The sequence below is a fragment of the Sphingomonas aurantiaca genome (genome assembly GCF_003050705.1).
GTDB classification, from domain to species: domain Bacteria; phylum Pseudomonadota; class Alphaproteobacteria; order Sphingomonadales; family Sphingomonadaceae; genus Sphingomonas; species Sphingomonas aurantiaca.
In genome coordinates, this window is the sequence record NZ_QAOG01000003.1 from 390411 (window position 1) to 406237 (window position 15827).

Genomic DNA, 15827 nt, shown 5'->3' on the forward strand with positions numbered 1-15827 from the left:
ACGAGGGAAGAAAATCCTGCATTGCGCCGCTGTGGCACAAAAACGGGGCGGCAGGACAGGGTTTGCCGCAGACGCCAAGCCGCGTCGATGCGCGAACCCGAGTTCCGGGGGTCGAACACGGACCGGATCGCGCCTAGGCTGGAGCGCGTGAAGACCTATGACGCGCGCTTCTGGAGTCTCGCCGCCGGCCTGTCGGGCATGGCCGGTTATGTCGACGCGATCGGCTTCCTCAAGCTGGGTGGCCTGTTCGTGTCGTTCATGAGCGGCAATTCGACCCAGCTTGCGGTCGGCGCGGTGCTCGATCCGCCAATGGCGGCGATGGCGGGGCGGCTCGTGCTCGGGTTCGTCGGCGGGGTTGTCGCGGGCACGCTGCTGTCCGAGATCGCCGGCCGCTATCGCAAGTCCGCCGTCCTGGTCTTCGTCGCCGCAGTCCTGGCGATCGCGGCGGGCATCGACGGCCGCGCCTCGATCGGCTGGACGACGACCATGATGGCAGCGGCGATGGGATCCGCGAACACTGTCTTCCAGCGCGCGGGCGAGGTCAGCATCGGCGTGACCTATATGACCGGAACGCTCGTCAAGTTCGGCCAGCGTCTGGCGGGCGCGCTGATCGGCGGGCCGCGCTGGGCGTGGCTGCCCTATCTGGTGCTATGGGCCGCGCTGGTCGGCGGGGCGATCGGCGGTGCGCTCGCCTATGCGCGGCTTGGCACCGACGGATTGTGGATCGCCGCCTTGGTCGCGATCGCGCTCGCTGGCTACGCCGCAGCGCTCGGTCCTGCCGAACCCGCAGGCGCACGACACCGGCCCGCGGTGTAGCGCCTGCCGTGATGTCAGGCGTTGGCGGCGCGCGTCAGGCTCAGGAAGACGTCCTCGAGATCGGGTTCCTTGGTCGAGACGTCGACGATCCCGAACCCGCCGCCCTGGATCGCCGCCAGCACCTCGCCAGCGTTGACGCGATCCTTCTTGTATGTGATCTCAAGCGTCCGATCGCCCTTGAGCGTGATCTTCTCGAAGCAAATGTTCGCGGGGATATCGGTCACGTCGCGGTCGACCGTCACCGCGACGATCTTCTCCTGCGCCTTGCCGACCAGCTCACGCGTCGGTTCGTTGGCGATCAGGCGACCGTTGTTGATGATCGCGATCCGGTCGCAGAGCTCCTCGGCTTCCTCCAGATAATGCGTCGTCAGGACGACCGTGACGCCTGCCGCATTGAGGCTGCGGACATAGGTCCAGAGCTGCTGGCGCAGTTCGATGTCGACTCCCGCTGTCGGTTCGTCGAGCACGAGCACGGGGGGCGAATGGACCATCGCCTTGGCCACCATCAGGCGGCGCTTCATGCCCCCCGACAGCGTGCGCGCATAGGCGTGCGCCTTGTCCTCCAGATGCACCGCGCGGAGCAGCTCCATCGTCCGGCGCTTCGCCTTGGGCACGCCGTAAAGCCCAGCTTGGATTTCCAGCGTCTCGAACGGCGAGAAGAACGGATCGAACAGGATCTCCTGGTTGACGATACCGATCGAGGCCTTGGCGTTGCGCGGATGCTCGTCGGTGTCGAAGCCCCAGATCGCGGCGTTGCCGTCGGTCTTGTTGACGAGTCCTGCGAGGATGTTGATCAGCGTCGACTTGCCCGCGCCGTTCGGGCCGAGCAGACCGAAGATCTGGCCGCGCGGGACGTCGAACGTCACGCCGTCGAGCGCGCGCTTTCCGCCGGCGTAGGTCTTGCAGAGATTCGAGATTGCGATCGCGGCTTCGGTCATGGCTGCGGCATAGCGGGGCGGGAAGGGCGGGTCATCCCCTCGGGCGTCGCAAAGAAGATTTGTTCGCGCGGAGGCGCGGAGATGTCGTATCCAGCCTGTCGGTCGGGAGACGCACTTCCTGTCCGGCCGTTCCTGATGTGAGGGTCACTTCGCGACAAGCGCAACACCTCCGCGCCTCCGCGTGAACAAATCCTTCCTTCTCCGTGACACAGAAGAACCAATTGCCCGCCCCGCCCGCGCTTGCTATCGCGCCCGCATGCATCCGCCGCTCGAAACCACCCGCGTCACCCACGCCCGCGTCGCCTGCGATGGCGCCACCGACATTCCCGGCGGCGCAGCGCTCGGCCATCCGCGCGTGTGGTTGCAGATCGACGAGACCGGCTATGTCGATTGCGGCTATTGCGACCGGCGCTTCATCCTGGTCGGCGGGGCCGCCGATGGCGCGGACCAGTCGACATTGCGCGACCATGGGGATGGCGCGGGCCGCTAAGCCCCTTATATCTATCGAATGACGATAGCTGCAGATCCCCGCTCGTTCCTCTACCGCGACACGCTCGACCCCGAGCAGGCGCAGGCGCTGACCGCCAAGGCGCTCGGCAAGGCCGATGACGGCGAACTCTATCTCCAATATCGCAAGGCCGAGGCGTTCGGGTTCGACGACGGCCGGCTGAAGACCGCCTCCTACGACACGAGCTCGGGTTTCGGCCTGCGCGCGGTATCGGGCGAGATGACCGCGTTCGCGCATTCGAACGAGATGACCCCTGCTGCGATCCGCCGCGCCGCCGAGACGATGGCGCTGATCGAACCGGGCGTCGCCGCGAAGGCCGGCCCGCCACAGGGCACCAACCGCCACCGCTACACCGCTGCCGATCCGCTCGATCTCGTGCCGTTCGCGGACAAGGTGAACCTCTGCCAGACGATCGACGCCGCCGCACGCGCGCGCGATCCGCGCGTGGCGCAGGTCTCGGTCAGCCTGTCGGGGACGTGGTCGGTGGTCGAGATCGTCCGTGCGGACGGGTTCATCGCGACCGACGTGCGGCCGCTGGTGCGGCTTAACGTGTCGATCGTCGCCGAGCAGAATGGCCGTCGCGAGACGGGCGGCTACGGCATCGGCGGGCGCTATCTATACACCGACCTGTTCCAGCCCGAGACGTACAACCGCGCGATCAACGAGGCGCTGTCGCAGGCGCTGGTCAATCTCGACTCGATCGCGGCGCCCGCGGGCGAGATGACCGTGCTGCTCGGCAACGGCTGGCCCGGCATCCTGCTGCACGAGGCGATCGGTCACGGGCTCGAGGGCGACTTCAACCGCAAGGGCACGTCGGCCTTCTCCGGCCGCATCGGCGAGCGCGTCGCGGCCGAGGGCGTGACCGTCGTCGACGACGGCTCGCTCCAGGATCGCCGTGGGTCGCTGACGATCGACGACGAGGGTACGCCGACGCGCGAGACCGTGCTGATCGAGGACGGCATTCTCAAGGGCTATATGCAGGACCGGCTCAACGCGCGGCTGATGGGCGTGGAGGCGACCGGCAACGGCCGCCGCGAAAGCTATGCGCACGCGCCGATGCCGCGGATGACCAACACCTTCATGAAGGCGGGCAATGACGATCCCGCCGAGCTGCTGAGCCGCGTGAAGAAGGGCATCTTCGCCAAGGCGTTCGGCGGCGGGCAGGTCGATATCGTGTCGGGCAAGTTCGTGTTCAGCTGCACCGAGGCGTATCTGGTCGAGGACGGCAAGCTGGGCGCACCGATCAAGGGCGCGACGCTGATCGGCGACGGGCCGAGCTCGCTGACCAAGGTGCGCGGGATCGGCAACGACTTCGCGCTCGACGAGGGTATCGGGATCTGCGGCAAGGGCGGGCAGTCGGTGCCCGCGGGCGTCGGCCAGCCGACGTTGCTGGTCGACGGGCTTACGGTCGGCGGGACGGCGGCTTAATAGCCTGAGATCAGCATATCGAGTGCGGCCTTGATCTCGGACTGTGCCGCCTCGAGCGTGGTCACGATGGCTTCGATATCGCGGATGTCGATTGCACGGGCTAGCGGCGTGACCATTGTCAGGGCTTGGCCGTTGATTGTGAAGCTCGGTGTCAGCCTCTTAACGATGACCGCGTCGGTTGGACGGAGCGGCACCACGAAGCGCGTCTGAAGGTCGGACAACAGATCTGATTGGCAATCAATGACCAGCACGTTGCCTCGGATTCGATAGACGTCGAACTGTGCCACTCAGAGCGGCCGCAAATGCGCGAGCGGATCACCATTCTCGTCGTACCAGCGGTTCCAACCGTCGATTGCTTCACGATTGTCTTCCTTCCAGCGCCGCTCCTGCTCGACCTTCGTGGCGTGCCGGATCGCTTGTTCGCTGATCTGCGAAAGGTTGAGTCCCGCTTCCCGTGCCGCCGCAACAATGCCGGTATCCAGCGACATATTGACCGATTTGCGCTTGCCGGTGGCGATGGGATCATGCTTCATGCGCACAAGTTATGCGCGTAGCTGGCGCGCGTCAATCCGGAGTCGATCGATGGAATTCTTCCCCGCGCTCACCGACGATCACCGCGCATTCGTCGCGCGGCAGCCGGTGTTCTTCGTCGCGACGGCGGCGGAGGGCGCGCGGATCAACCTCAGTCCCAAGGGCATGGACGGCTTTCGCGTGCTCGATGCGAACACCGTCGCGTATCTCGACGTCGGTGGCTCGGGGAACGAGACCAACGCGCATCTCGCCGCGGACGGGCGGATCACGATCATGTTCTGCGCCTTCGACCAGCCCGCGCTGATCTTCCGGATCTATGGCACGGGTCGCGCGGTGCTGCCGCAGGATACCGAATGGGCGGAACTGTACGCGAGGTTCACGCCGCTGCCGGGCACGCGACAGATCTTCGTGATCTCGGTTGGTGAGGTGCAGACGAGTTGCGGCTGGGGCGTGCCGTTCATGGCGCTGGAGCGCGAGCGGCAGACTCTGTCGAAATATCACGCGGCACAGGCTGGGACCGAGCGGCTCGCAAAATGGGCCGGGCGGACCAAAAGCATCGACGGGTTGCCGGTGCGCGTTGCGACGGTCTTGCCGGACGGTGGCGGCGCGTAATTTGCCGACATCTGGGTGCCGGCTATATCCCTAACAATAGCCACCACCCCGGCGAATGCCGGGGTCCAGTTGGAGAGGTCGATGTAACTAGGCGCAGCCCGTCGTTACGCCCGTTTCCCGACTGGACCCCGGCCTTCGCCGGGGTGGTCTTTGCTGATAGGACCCGTCTTAAGCTGTCTTGCAGTGACTGAAGCGGGCTGTTCCGCCTCCTACCGCCCAGCGCTGACTCGCCAGATCACGTTGCCGACGTCGTCCGCCACGAGCAGGCCACCGGTCTTGTCGGTGATGACCCCGACCGGGCGACCCTGCGCGTCGCCGTCCTTGTTCAGGAACCCGCCGAGCACGTCGACCGGCTTGGCGTTCGCCGCCGGGAAGCCGGTGTCGCCGAACGGCACGTAGACCACCTTGTAGCCGGAGACGGGCTTGCGGTTCCACGAACCATGCTCGCCGACGAACGCGCCGTTGGCGAACTTCGCGCCGAGCTTGGCATCGGCCGAGAAGGTCAGGCCGAGGGCTGCGACGTGTGGCCCCAGTGCATAGTCAGGGCGCTTTGCATATTGCTGGAGCGCGGGGTTCTTCGGCTCGACCCGGCTGTCAGGATAGCCGCCCCAATAATACCAGGGCCAGCCGAAATTGTCGCCGAACTCGACCTGCGTCATGTAATCGGGCGCGAGATCGGAGCCGAGCATGTCGCGCTCGTTGGCCACGGTCCACAGCCCGCCCGACTTGGGGTTGATTGCCATGCCGTTGGGGTTGCGCAGGCCGGCGGCATAGATCCGCCAGTTCTTGTCCTTGGGCCAGACCTGCAGGATGTTCGCGCGGTATTTCTCGGCGTCCATGCCGTTCTCGGCGATGTTCGACGACGAGCCGACGCCGACGTACAGCGTCTTGCCGTCCGCGGCCGTGATGACGTTGCGCGCCCAGTGGTTGCCGCCTGGGTTGAGCTTGATGACGAGCTCGGGCTTGGCGGTAATCTTCGTCGCGCCTTCGGTATAGGGCACGCGAACGAGCGCGTCGGTGTTGCCGATATAGAGCTGGCCATCGAGCAAAGTCATGCCGAACGGTGAGTTAAGGCCGGTCATGAACACCGACTTCGTCTCCGCAACGCCATCGCCGTTCGCGTCGCGCAGCAGCGTGATGCGGTTGGCCGAGGGCACGCCGGCGCCGGCGCGGCCCATCAGCACCTTCATCACCCACCCCGTGATCCCGCCGCCTTCGCGCGGTGGCGAATTCGTCTCGGCGACCAGTACGTCGCCATTGGGCAGGCGGTACATCCAGCGCGGGTGATCGAGCCCGGTCGCGAACGACTGGACCTTCAGGCCCGCAGCGGGGGTCGGCATCGTACCGTTCTGCCAGCCGACCACCTTGGCGACCTTGACGGTCGGGATCGTCTGGATGCGCGGATCCGTGATCTTGGGCAGCTTGCCGGCGACCTGGTCGACCGACAGTTCGGCCGTGTCGGGCCAGGCGAGATAGGTAACGCCCCCGGCGATCACGAGAAGTATCAAGCCGAGGACAATGAGGATGTGTTTGCGCATGAGGGGGAGATTAGGGGGGCGAGAGGGCGGGGGCAATGGTCACGGCGCCCCCTCGTTGCCTCAACACTTGCCCCCTCCGTCATTACGGCGAAAGCGGGGATATCCACGAGGCAAATGCGGTGGCCCGAACCCGGGGATCCCTACTCTCTCTGGGATCATTGTCGAAGTGTCGTGGTAGCGTTGAGCGCTCTCAAACGACCATGACGGCACCGGGATAACAGCAAGGCGACACGTCCCTCAGTCGTCATCCTCGACCGGCACCACCGGCGGATGCAGGCGCAACCTATTGATGCGCCGCTCGTCCGCGTCGGTGATCTCGAGCTTCCACCCGCTGGGATGATCGACGCATTCGCCGACTTGCGGCACGTGGCCGGCCAGCAACGCCGCCAATCCACCCAGCGTGTCGATATCGCCATCGACTTCGGCCAGACGCGCATCGATCAGCTCGGCTGCGTCTTCCAGCTCGGCGCGCGCGTCGACGTCCCAGGCACCGCCGTCGATCGGCGTCATCAAGACCTGCGGCGCGTCGTCATGCTCGTCCTCGATATCGCCGACGATCTCCTCGATCAGATCCTCGAACGTGACGAGGCCCTCAGTGCCCGAATATTCGTCGAGCACGATCGTCAAGTGGACATGCTTCTGCCGCATGTCGGCGAGCAGATCGAGCGCCCCGCGCGACATCGGCGCATACAGGGGCTCGCGGATCAGCCCGGCGATCGACGCAGGGTGTTCGGCACCGGTCGCCAGGATGTTGAAGACGTCTTTTATGTGGACCATACCAATGATCGTATCAAGATTGTCGCGGTAGACCGGCAGGCGGCTGTGGCCCGCTTCGGCGAACAGCTTGACGAGGTCGGCGAACGGGGTGTCCTCCTCGACCGCGATGATGTCGGCGCGCGGCACGCCGACATCGCCTGCGTCACGCTCGCTGAAATGCAGCAGGTTGCGGACCATCTGGCGTTCGAGCGGGGTGAGATCGCCCTTGGCATCGGGGGCGGGATCGCCCTCGTGCCGGTCGATCGCCTCCTCGAGTTGGTCGCGCAGCGATTCGTCGGGGGTGCCGAAGATCAGGCCTTTCAGCCCGCGCCAGATACTGTCGGTACTATCGCCGTTTCCGGCAGTGGGGCCATCGGCCATCGTGGTCGTCAGTCCTCTGTTATCAAATAGGGATCGTGGAGCCCGAGCGCGGCGAGTGCGTCGCGTTCGATCTGCTCCATACCCTCCGCCTCGTCGTCGTCCATATGATCATAGCCTAGCAGATGCAGCGTGCCGTGCACCATCAGATGCATCGCATGATCCTCGACCGAGATGCCGCGCTCGGCGGCTTCCGCGACGCAGACGCCGTGCGCGAGGATGATGTCGCCGAGCAGCACCTCGCCATCGTCCGAATTCTGCGCGATCGTCTCGAGCAGATCGGCCTGCACCATCGGGAAGGACAGGACGTTGGTCGGCTTGTCCTTCTGGCGATATTGCTTGTTGAGCGTGTGGACCTCGTCGTCCGACGCGAGCCGGAACGAGATCTCGACCGTGGCGGCGCCGGTCAGCAGCTGGCCGTGCGGCGTGCGTTCGATCGCCGCGGTCGCGGCGCGCTGGGCAAGGCCGTCCCAGTCCTGGTCGGGCCAGGGAGCCTCCGAAGAGAGCGCGATTTCGAGCATGCGGGTCCTTCCGGCGGAAACGTCAGGACGAAATCATTACACAGGTGGCAAAGTTCCGCACCCCTTACGGTATGCGGACGGTCCGGCGGCTATCCCGGCATGTCCGGGACAGCCGCGCAGGGGTCAGGCGTCGCTGCCCTCATAGGCTTCGACGACGCGGCCGACGATCGGGTGGCGGACGACGTCGCCGACGGTGAAGCGGCACATCGAGATGCTCTCGACCCCCTCCAGCCGGCGGACCGCGTCGGCAAGACCCGAGGCGGCGACGCCGCCGGGGATGTCGACCTGCTTTGGATCGCCGCAGATCACCATGCGGCTGTTCTGGCCGAAGCGGGTGAGGAACATCTTCATCTGCGCCGGCGTGGTGTTCTGCGCCTCGTCGAGGATCACGAACGCGTCGGCCAGCGTCCGGCCGCGCATGAAGGCGATCGGCGCGACCTCGATCTCGCCGCTCGCGATGCGGCGTTCGACCTGCTCGGCCGGGAGGCAGTCGTAGAGCGCATCGTACAAGGGGCGGAGATAGGGATCGACCTTCTCCTTCATGTCGCCGGGGAGGAAGCCCAGCCGCTCGCCCGCCTCGACCGCGGGGCGCGACAGGATCAGCCGCTGGACGCTGCCGGTGATGAGCTGCTGGACCGCCTGCGCGACCGCGACATAGGTCTTGCCGGTGCCTGCCGGCCCGAGCGCGAAGATCATGTCGTTGTTGGTCAGTTCGCGCATGTAGTGCGCCTGGGCCGGGGTGCGCGGGACGATCGTCTTCTTGCGCGTGCGGATCATGATCGGCGGAGCAGCGCCGCCGCCGGCATCGGCGCGGATGATGCCTTCGAGGACGGGTTCGTCGGCCATCGCGATCGACGCGTCGACGAGGCCGGTGTCGACATCCTCGCCGCGCTGGATCCGGGCATAGAGATCGTGGAGCACGTCGCGCGCCTTGGCGACCTGTTCCGCGGTGCCCTCCAGACCAATCTTATTGCCGCGCGCGGTGATGTACACACCGAGGCGGTTTTCGAGCGCTACCAGATTCTGGTCGTACTGGCCGAAGAGCCGGACGAGGAGTTGAGGCTTGTCGAACAGCAGTTCGACTCGGGCGCGGTCACCGGACTGGGCGGGAACGGGTTTACGGCTCATGCGGTCCTTTCGGGGGCAGACGTGTCGGATCGGTGATTGGGTATGGTCGGGCCGGCACGCATCACGCCTGGGATGGCGTTCGACCAGAGATGAGCATGGGAGCCCGCGCGTTCAAGCGGCGCCGGGGCGCCTGGCTGGCGATGATTCGAGTCGCGTGGGCGAAGCTGCATCGGGGGGGAGTGTGGCAGGGGATTCGGGTGGGGGACAGCGGTAGTTTTCGTGCGGTGTGCGAAGGCTGGGGGGCGTTGCCTGAAAGCCTCAGCAGGTGGGCCGGCGCGCGATTCCCATGATCGCCATACCACCCCGGCGGAGGCCGGGGCCCGGTGGGGAAGGTCGATGTAACGCGGGATCGTCCGTCGTTATGTCCGTTCCCCAACTGGGCCCCGGCCTTCGCCGGGGTGGTGGTAAAAGGTGGGGCGGTTTCAGGCGGCCTGCGCGATGCGTTCGATGCCGGTCAGCGAATTGGGGCCGGCCGCCGCGAGCGTCACCTCCACCAGGTCGCCGATCGCGTGGTCGCCGATCAGGTGGACCGATTGCAGCCAGGGGGACTTGCCGATCAGCTGGCCGGGGAGCTTGCCGGGGCGTTCGAGCAGGACGGTGCAGGTGCGGCCGACGGTGGCGGCGTTGAACGCGTGCTGGTCGCGGTTGAGCGCGGCCTGGAGGCGCTGGAGACGCTCGTCCATGACGGACTCGGGGACCTGCTCGACGATCGCGGCGGCGGGGGTGCCGGGACGCGGGCTGTATTTGAAGCTGTAGGCCTGCGCATAGCCGACCGCGTCGACGAGGCTCAGCGTGTCCTCGAATTCGGCATCGGTCTCGCCGGGGAAGCCGACGATGAAGTCGCCCGACAGCGCGATGTCGGGGCGGACCGCGCGGACGCGGTCGAGCAGGCGGAGATAGGAGTCGCGGGTGTGCGACCGGTTCATCGCCTTCAGCACGCGGTCGCTGCCCGCCTGGACGGGGAGGTGGAGGAACGGCATCAGGCTCTCGACGTCGCGGTGTGCGTCGATCAGCCCCTGCGTCATGTCGTTGGGATGGCTGGTCGTGTAGCGGATCCGCGCAAGACCGGGGATGCGATCGAGGTCGCGGATCAGGTCATGCAGGCCGCGCGTGTCCTCGGACCAGGCGTTGACGTTCTGGCCGAGCAGCGTGATCTCGCGCGCGCCGGCGTCGACCAGCGCCTTGGCCTCGTCGACGATCCCCGCGAACGGCCGGCTGATCTCGGCGCCGCGGGTGTAGGGGACGACGCAATAGGTGCAGAACTTGTCGCAGCCTTCCTGCACGGTCAGGAACGCCGACGGCGCGACCTTGCGGCGGGTCGGGAGCGCGCCGAACTTCGACAGCAGCGGCATGTCGGTGTCGAGCGACGGCGTGCCTGCGGCCGCCTTGGCGACGAGGTCGGGGAGGTTGTGATAGGCCTGCGGGCCGACGACGACGTCGACCTTGGCGCGGGTGAAGATCTCCTGCCCCTCGGCCTGCGCGACGCAGCCGGCGACCGCGATCATTGGCGTCTTGCCGTTCTTGCGCAGCTGCTCCTTGCGCAGCCGGCCGATGTCCGAATAGACTTTTTCGGTGGCGCGTTCGCGGATGTGGCAGGTGTTGAGCACGACGACGTCGGCGTCGACCGCATCGGCCTGGGTGAGGCCCTGCGCGGCCATCAGTTCGGCCATGCGCTCGCCGTCATAGACGTTCATCTGGCAGCCGAACGACTTGACGTGGTAGGTCTTGGGTTTCGAGGTCATGCGCGCGCCCTATCAAATTTGCGGCGGCGGGGGGAGGGGGCGTCTTCGGGCCCCGGTATTCAAGCGTACCTCCAAGGCATCAGAAGCGCCTCCCCGGCGGAGGCCGGGGTCCAGTTGAGGGACGTCGCTAACCGCGGGCGGCGCTTCGTTACTGCGACCTCTCCAACTGGGCCCCGGCCCTCGCCGGGGTGGTGGTGGCGGTTTTGAGCGCAACTCGCTCCCCCTTGTTCTCCCGCGAAGGCGGGAGCCCAGACTGGATCCCCGCCTTCGCGGGGAAACATGGCGTCAGAGCGCTTCGATGCGGCGGCGGGCTTCGGCGGCGATGGCTTTCCGGTCGCCATAGTCCGCGGGATTAAAATCTTCTGCGAAGTGCAGCGTCGCCACGAAGCTGCCCCGGCGTTTCAGCACGCGGGCGGCGTGGTGTTGGCCGGGCTCGTCGCCGACCCAGGCGAGTTCGTGCGTCGCCGCGCCATAGTCGATCCGGACCGGCTGGATCCTGACTCCGGGCGGCGGCGGATCGAGCGCTGCCAGCAACGCGGCCTTGAAAGGGAGGAGCGTGGTGCCGTCGCCGGTCGTGCCCTCGGGAAACAGCGTGACGGGCCAATCCGCCGCCAGTGCGCCTCGGATTTCGGCGATCTGTGCGGTCACGGCCATGCGGTCGGCCCGGCTGACGAAAATGGTGTGGTTGAGCGTGCAGAGCCAGCCGACCAGCGGTACGCCGCGCAGTTCGGATTTCGCCACGAACGCACTGCCGGTCGCGCCGGACAGGAGCAGGATGTCGATCCAGCTCAGGTGGTTCGAGACGAAGACGACGTCGTGGCGGAGCGGGGTTCCGGCGACGCGGGCCCTGGCGCCGACGATTCGCGCGACCAGCCCCAGAAACCGCGGCGGCCAAGGCGACTTGCGACCGAGCACCCGCCAGGCGCCATGCAACGGCAGCGCGACGAGCAACGCCAGCAGGAGCGCCGCCAACCGCGTGCCAAGGCGGAGCCGGCCGATCGCGTCAGTCCTTGCGGGTCAGCGCGACGCCGTAGAGCTCCATGCGATGGTCGACGAGCCGGAAGCCGAGCTTCTCCGCGATCGCCTTTTGCAGCTGTTCGAGTTCGGGATCGACGAATTCGATCACCTTGCCACTCTCGACGTCGATCAGATGGTCGTGATGCGCCTCGGGCGCAGGCTCGTAGCGCGCGCGGCCATCACCAAAATCGTGACGGTCGAGGATGCCGGCTTCCTCGAACAGGCGAACGGTGCGGTACACGGTCGCGATCGAGATGCCGGGATCGATCTGCGACGCGCGCTCATAGACCTTCTCGACATCGGGGTGGTCGTCCGCCTCGGACAACACGCGGGCGATGACTCGGCGCTGCTCGGTAATGCGCAGGCCCTTCTCGTTGCAGAGGGCTTCCAGATCGATCTTGCGCGGCATGTGTCTTTCCCTTGTTAGGGGCCATGTAGGGCGTTCGCGCTGTTGCGAAAAGGGATAGTGACTCGCAATAAGGTTTAGCTGTTGATATCTCTCGAATATGTATGTGCGTCATGCGCGACGCCGGTCTTGCCGCGGTAATAAGCGCGGCGTTCGCCGACCTTGGTGAAGCCGTGTGCCCGGTACAGCCCGACCGCGTCGTTGCCGGCGCGCACCTCGAGGTGAAGCTTGGCGATGGCGCACGCCGAGCATTCGGCGATCGCGGCACGGATCAGCGCGGTGCCGACGCCGCGCCGACGCTGCGCGGGCGCGACCGCGATCAGCAGCAATTCGGCCTCGTCGGCGACCGCACGGGTCATCGTGAAACCCGCGGGGACATCGTCGACAATGGCGAGCGTCAGCTGCACGCCGGTCAGCGCGAGCACGCCGAGACACTGGCTGCGCGTCCATGCCTCGCCATAGCGCGGGTCGAACGCCTCGGTCATCAGCGCGTCGACGATCGCGAGATCGCGCGCGTCGCCGGTGCGCAGCGCGACTGCGCGGGTCGCGACCTGACGCGTGGCCATTATTTCGGCACCGACGGCTTGGCGTCGGGCGCGCGGCCATAGATCGGGCTGGGGGGCAGCGCGGTCAGCGAATCCGGGAGCAGGATCGCGGCGGCCGCATCGGGCAGCGCCTCGGTGAGATCGAGTGCGGGATCGAGTGCGGCGAGCCAGCGGATGCCGTTGCCGACCGCGCGACGTCCGGCCAGCGCGGCAAGCGCGGCGTCCGGCCTCAACGACACCATGTCGGTGCGCGGCGACAGATCGGCGGAGAAGGCCTGCATGAAGACCTCGCCATGCCCGCCTTCCATGACGACCGCAATATCGTGGGTTGGTCGCTCCGAAAAAGCCGCGGCGGCGATCAGCGGGAGCGAGGAGAAGCCCGCAATCTCCGCGCCCCATCCGAGCGCGAGCCCGCGCGCGGCGGCGATCCCGACGCGGACGCCGGTGAAGCTGCCGGGGCCGCAGTCGACGAGGATACGGTCGGCGCGGCCGCCATCGGGGAGGTCGGCGATCATCGGGATCAGGCGTTCGGCATGGCCGCGGCCGACGACGTCATGCGTGCGGGCGATGACCGCACCCGCTTCGATGAGCGCGACCGAGCAGGCGGTGGTGGATGTTTCGATGACTAAGGTGCGCACGTCTTATTCCCTCTCCCCCCCGGGGAGAGGGCTAGGATGAAGGGCGCCGCGAGCGCTGTCCTTCCCAACTGCCCCTCACCCCGACCCTCTCCCCGCGGGGGAGAGGCAGTAGGTCCCGCTTCAGGCTATCGTATTGAACTTCGCGAAGTCGGGGCGGGGCGAGCGGCCGTAGATCGTCGCGGGATCGCCGTGGCCGAGCGTCGAGATGAAATTCGTCCGTACCGCCGGCGTCTCGTGGAAGAACGCGGCGTCGACCTTGCCCGCGTCGAAGCCCGACATCGGCCCGGTATCGAGCCCCAGCATCCGCGCCGCGATGATGAAATAGGCGCCCTGCAACGTCGAGTTGCGGAATGCGGACGCCTCGCGCAGTTCGGCATTGCCGTCGAACCAGGATTTCGCATCGGCGTGCGGGAACAGCTCTGGCAGATGCTCGTGGAAATTGGTGTCCATGCCGATGATCACCGACACGGGCGCCTTGAGGATCTTTGGCTGGTTCTGTGCGCTGCACGCGTCGGCCAGCTTCTGCTTGGCCGCGTCGCTGACCACCCAGATCAGCCGCGCCGGAAGCTGGTTGGCCGATGTCGGACCCCATTTCATCAGGTCCCAGATCGCGTGCAGCTCGGACTCGGCGACGGGCTCGTCGGTATAGCCGTTATAACTGCGCGCTTCGCGGAAGACGTGGTCGAGGACGCTATCGTCGAGGATCATCAGACGGCTCGCACTTCGGTGACTTCGGGGACGTAATATTTGAGGAGCTGCTCGATGCCGTTCTTGAGCGTGGCGCTCGACGAGGGGCAGCCGGCGCAGGCGCCCTGCAACTGGAGGAACACCTTGCCCTTGTCGAAGCCGCGATAGACGATGTCGCCGCCGTCGTTGGCAACCGCAGGGCGGACGCGCGTGTCGATCAGTTCGCGGATCTGCGCGACGATGTCGGCATCGGCGGGATCGTCCGACAGCGCGGGCTCGTCCGAGGGGACCGAGAAGCCGGCGCGCGCCGGCTTGAAGAGCGGCATCGCGGCGGAGAAGTGATCGAGCAGGATCGCGAGCACGTCGGGCTTCAGGTCCGACCAGGCGACGCCCGGCCCGGCGGTCACCGAGACGAAATCGCGGCCGAAGAACACGCCGGTGACGTCGCCGAGATTGAAGATCGCCTCGGCCAGCGGACTGGTCTCGGCCTCCTCGGGCGTGGCGAAGTCGCGCGTGCCGGCGTCCATGACGGTACGGCCCGGCAGGAACTTCAACGTCGAGGGGTTCGGGGTGGATTCCGTTTCGATCAGCATGGGGTGCATGTGGCCCGGCGGACGCGGGGGATCAAGCGCCGAACGGGAAACGGTTTCTTTCGGGCGGTGCGGGGAGGGGCGCCCAGCCTGGTCTTTAACGTCAGACGTCGAGTTGTTTCACCGCGGCGTTCCAGCTGCCGATGTTGCGCACCGCGTCCTGGACGAACGCCGAACGGCGGACGATCCCGAGGAACAGGTCGGCGATCCACTTGCCCGGGTTGCGCAACGGGCGTTCGAACTGGATCAACAACACCACGCGCGTCCCGCTCGTGTCGTTCCACACCTCGTGCTGGTAGGTGTCGTCGAACACCAAGGTCTCGCCCTCCGCCCAGCGGACCGTGCGATCGTGGACGCGCATCCGGACGTCACCGTCGCGCGGTACGATCAGGCCGAGATGGCAGGTGATCAGCCCCTTGGTCACGCCGCGATGCTCGGGGATATGCGTGCCGGGCGCGAGGATCGAGAAGAAGGCGCTGTTGAGCCCGGGAATGCGCGCGACCGCGGCGGCGGTATGGGGGCAGCGCGCGAGGCTTTCCTCGATCGGGTAGCCATAGCCGTAGAGGAAGAACGACCGCCATTTGTCGATCTCGGCGATCGAGCGGTGATCGGGCGAGATCGTCGCGAGGCTGGGCGATGCCTCGCCTTGCAGCGCGACCTGCACTGCCTCGTCGCGGATCGCGGTCCAGCTTTCGCGCAGGCCTGCGGTCCAGGCGAAGTCGCGGACGTCGAGCACCGGGTCGTTCGACACCAGCGAGGACGTGGCGATCATCCTGTCGAACACGCCGCGAAGATGCTTGCCGACGCGGATGATCAGCGGCCGGTTGGACTCAGCGACCATCGGTGCGCCGGGTTTGGGCGCACCGGAGATGATGGTGAGATCAGGCTTGCGGGCGCTGCGCCGAGCGGTGGGCTCGCCCAAATCCCGCCACAATGACGACTGCTTCAGTTCGGCTTCGACCGTCATCTCTACCCTGCATCCAGGCGCACTGCGGCGCCGATCCCCTTGTTCCGGAACGACATACCGCCGGTGTTGGACGAAATGATG

The 15827-nt window shown here is 66.7% G+C and carries 19 protein-coding genes; 4 read left to right on the forward strand and 15 right to left on the reverse strand.

Going from position 1 to position 15827, the window contains the following annotated elements:
* Nucleotides 1-147 precede the first annotated feature (147 nt).
* Nucleotides 148-816: a YoaK family protein gene (locus C8J26_RS10755; protein WP_107958180.1), complete on the forward strand. Its 669-nt coding sequence runs from the start codon at nucleotides 148-150 to the stop codon at nucleotides 814-816.
* Between the two features lie 14 nt (nucleotides 817-830).
* Here the strand turns inward: C8J26_RS10755 and C8J26_RS10760 are convergent, their stop codons facing one another.
* A complete protein-coding gene (locus C8J26_RS10760) occupies nucleotides 831-1754 on the reverse strand; it encodes an ABC transporter ATP-binding protein (RefSeq protein WP_107957921.1) in 924 nt (307 codons plus the stop codon).
* A 256-nt stretch (nucleotides 1755-2010) separates the two neighbouring features.
* On the opposite strand from C8J26_RS10760, the gene C8J26_RS10765 reads away from it, so the two are divergent.
* On the forward strand, nucleotides 2011-2244 hold the full coding sequence (locus C8J26_RS10765; RefSeq protein ID WP_031393477.1) for a zinc-finger domain-containing protein: 234 nt from the start codon (nucleotides 2011-2013) through the stop codon (nucleotides 2242-2244).
* An 18-nt stretch (nucleotides 2245-2262) separates the two neighbouring features.
* The gene (tldD, locus tag C8J26_RS10770) at nucleotides 2263-3690 is read left to right on the forward strand and encodes a metalloprotease TldD (RefSeq protein ID WP_107957923.1); all 1428 of its coding nucleotides are present in this window, start codon (nucleotides 2263-2265) and stop codon (nucleotides 3688-3690) included.
* Here tldD and C8J26_RS10775 read toward each other — a convergent pair.
* Both C8J26_RS10775 and C8J26_RS10780 read right to left on the reverse strand, forming a co-directional pair.
* Nucleotides 3687-3977, reverse strand: coding sequence for a CcdB family protein (locus C8J26_RS10775; protein ID WP_107957925.1), 291 nt, complete (start codon nucleotides 3975-3977; stop codon nucleotides 3687-3689). The genes tldD and C8J26_RS10775 overlap by 4 nt on opposite strands.
* Nucleotides 3978-4223 (reverse strand): type II toxin-antitoxin system CcdA family antitoxin, encoded by a 246-nt coding sequence (locus C8J26_RS10780; protein ID WP_056416754.1) that lies wholly within the window; start codon nucleotides 4221-4223, stop codon nucleotides 3978-3980.
* 49 nt (nucleotides 4224-4272) lie between these two features.
* Between C8J26_RS10780 and C8J26_RS10785 the strand changes: the two genes are divergently transcribed.
* Nucleotides 4273-4833, forward strand: a complete 561-nt coding sequence (locus tag C8J26_RS10785) for a pyridoxamine 5'-phosphate oxidase family protein (protein ID WP_107957932.1) — start codon at nucleotides 4273-4275, stop codon at nucleotides 4831-4833.
* Nucleotides 4834-5042: 209 nt separating this feature from the next.
* Here the strand turns inward: C8J26_RS10785 and C8J26_RS10790 are convergent, their stop codons facing one another.
* The 12 genes from C8J26_RS10790 to C8J26_RS10850 form a co-directional block, all read right to left on the reverse strand.
* Nucleotides 5043-6371, reverse strand: a complete 1329-nt coding sequence (locus tag C8J26_RS10790) for a PQQ-dependent sugar dehydrogenase (protein WP_107957934.1) — start codon at nucleotides 6369-6371, stop codon at nucleotides 5043-5045.
* 237 nt (nucleotides 6372-6608) lie between these two features.
* On the reverse strand, nucleotides 6609-7508 hold the full coding sequence (locus C8J26_RS10795) for a hemolysin family protein (protein WP_056416767.1): 900 nt from the start codon (nucleotides 7506-7508) through the stop codon (nucleotides 6609-6611).
* 8 nt (nucleotides 7509-7516) lie between these two features.
* Nucleotides 7517-8026, reverse strand: coding sequence for an rRNA maturation RNase YbeY (ybeY, locus tag C8J26_RS10800; protein WP_031393855.1), 510 nt, complete (start codon nucleotides 8024-8026; stop codon nucleotides 7517-7519).
* 123 nt (nucleotides 8027-8149) lie between these two features.
* A complete protein-coding gene (locus C8J26_RS10805; RefSeq protein WP_056409148.1) occupies nucleotides 8150-9154 on the reverse strand; it encodes a PhoH family protein in 1005 nt (334 codons plus the stop codon).
* A 422-nt stretch (nucleotides 9155-9576) separates the two neighbouring features.
* Nucleotides 9577-10896 (reverse strand): tRNA (N6-isopentenyl adenosine(37)-C2)-methylthiotransferase MiaB, encoded by a 1320-nt coding sequence (gene miaB, locus C8J26_RS10810; protein WP_107957936.1) that lies wholly within the window; start codon nucleotides 10894-10896, stop codon nucleotides 9577-9579.
* 285 nt (nucleotides 10897-11181) lie between these two features.
* Nucleotides 11182-11868, reverse strand: a complete 687-nt coding sequence (locus C8J26_RS10820) for a lysophospholipid acyltransferase family protein (protein ID WP_244185254.1) — start codon at nucleotides 11866-11868, stop codon at nucleotides 11182-11184.
* Between the two features lie 31 nt (nucleotides 11869-11899).
* A complete protein-coding gene (locus C8J26_RS10825) occupies nucleotides 11900-12322 on the reverse strand; it encodes a Fur family transcriptional regulator (RefSeq protein ID WP_056047123.1) in 423 nt (140 codons plus the stop codon).
* A 74-nt stretch (nucleotides 12323-12396) separates the two neighbouring features.
* A complete protein-coding gene (locus C8J26_RS10830; RefSeq protein ID WP_107957941.1) occupies nucleotides 12397-12885 on the reverse strand; it encodes a GNAT family N-acetyltransferase in 489 nt (162 codons plus the stop codon).
* Nucleotides 12885-13502: a tRNA (adenosine(37)-N6)-threonylcarbamoyltransferase complex dimerization subunit type 1 TsaB gene (gene tsaB, locus C8J26_RS10835; protein ID WP_107957943.1), complete on the reverse strand. Its 618-nt coding sequence runs from the start codon at nucleotides 13500-13502 to the stop codon at nucleotides 12885-12887. Before tsaB ends, C8J26_RS10830 begins: the two co-directional genes overlap by 1 nt.
* 120 nt (nucleotides 13503-13622) lie before the next feature.
* Nucleotides 13623-14210: a malonic semialdehyde reductase gene (locus tag C8J26_RS10840; protein WP_107957944.1), complete on the reverse strand. Its 588-nt coding sequence runs from the start codon at nucleotides 14208-14210 to the stop codon at nucleotides 13623-13625.
* Nucleotides 14210-14782, reverse strand: coding sequence for a NifU family protein (locus C8J26_RS10845; RefSeq protein ID WP_056050182.1), 573 nt, complete (start codon nucleotides 14780-14782; stop codon nucleotides 14210-14212). Before C8J26_RS10845 ends, C8J26_RS10840 begins: the two co-directional genes overlap by 1 nt.
* A 100-nt stretch (nucleotides 14783-14882) precedes the next feature.
* The gene (locus C8J26_RS10850) at nucleotides 14883-15746 is read right to left on the reverse strand and encodes an aspartyl/asparaginyl beta-hydroxylase domain-containing protein (RefSeq protein WP_234422589.1); all 864 of its coding nucleotides are present in this window, start codon (nucleotides 15744-15746) and stop codon (nucleotides 14883-14885) included.
* Between the last annotated feature and the right edge of the window lie 81 nt (nucleotides 15747-15827).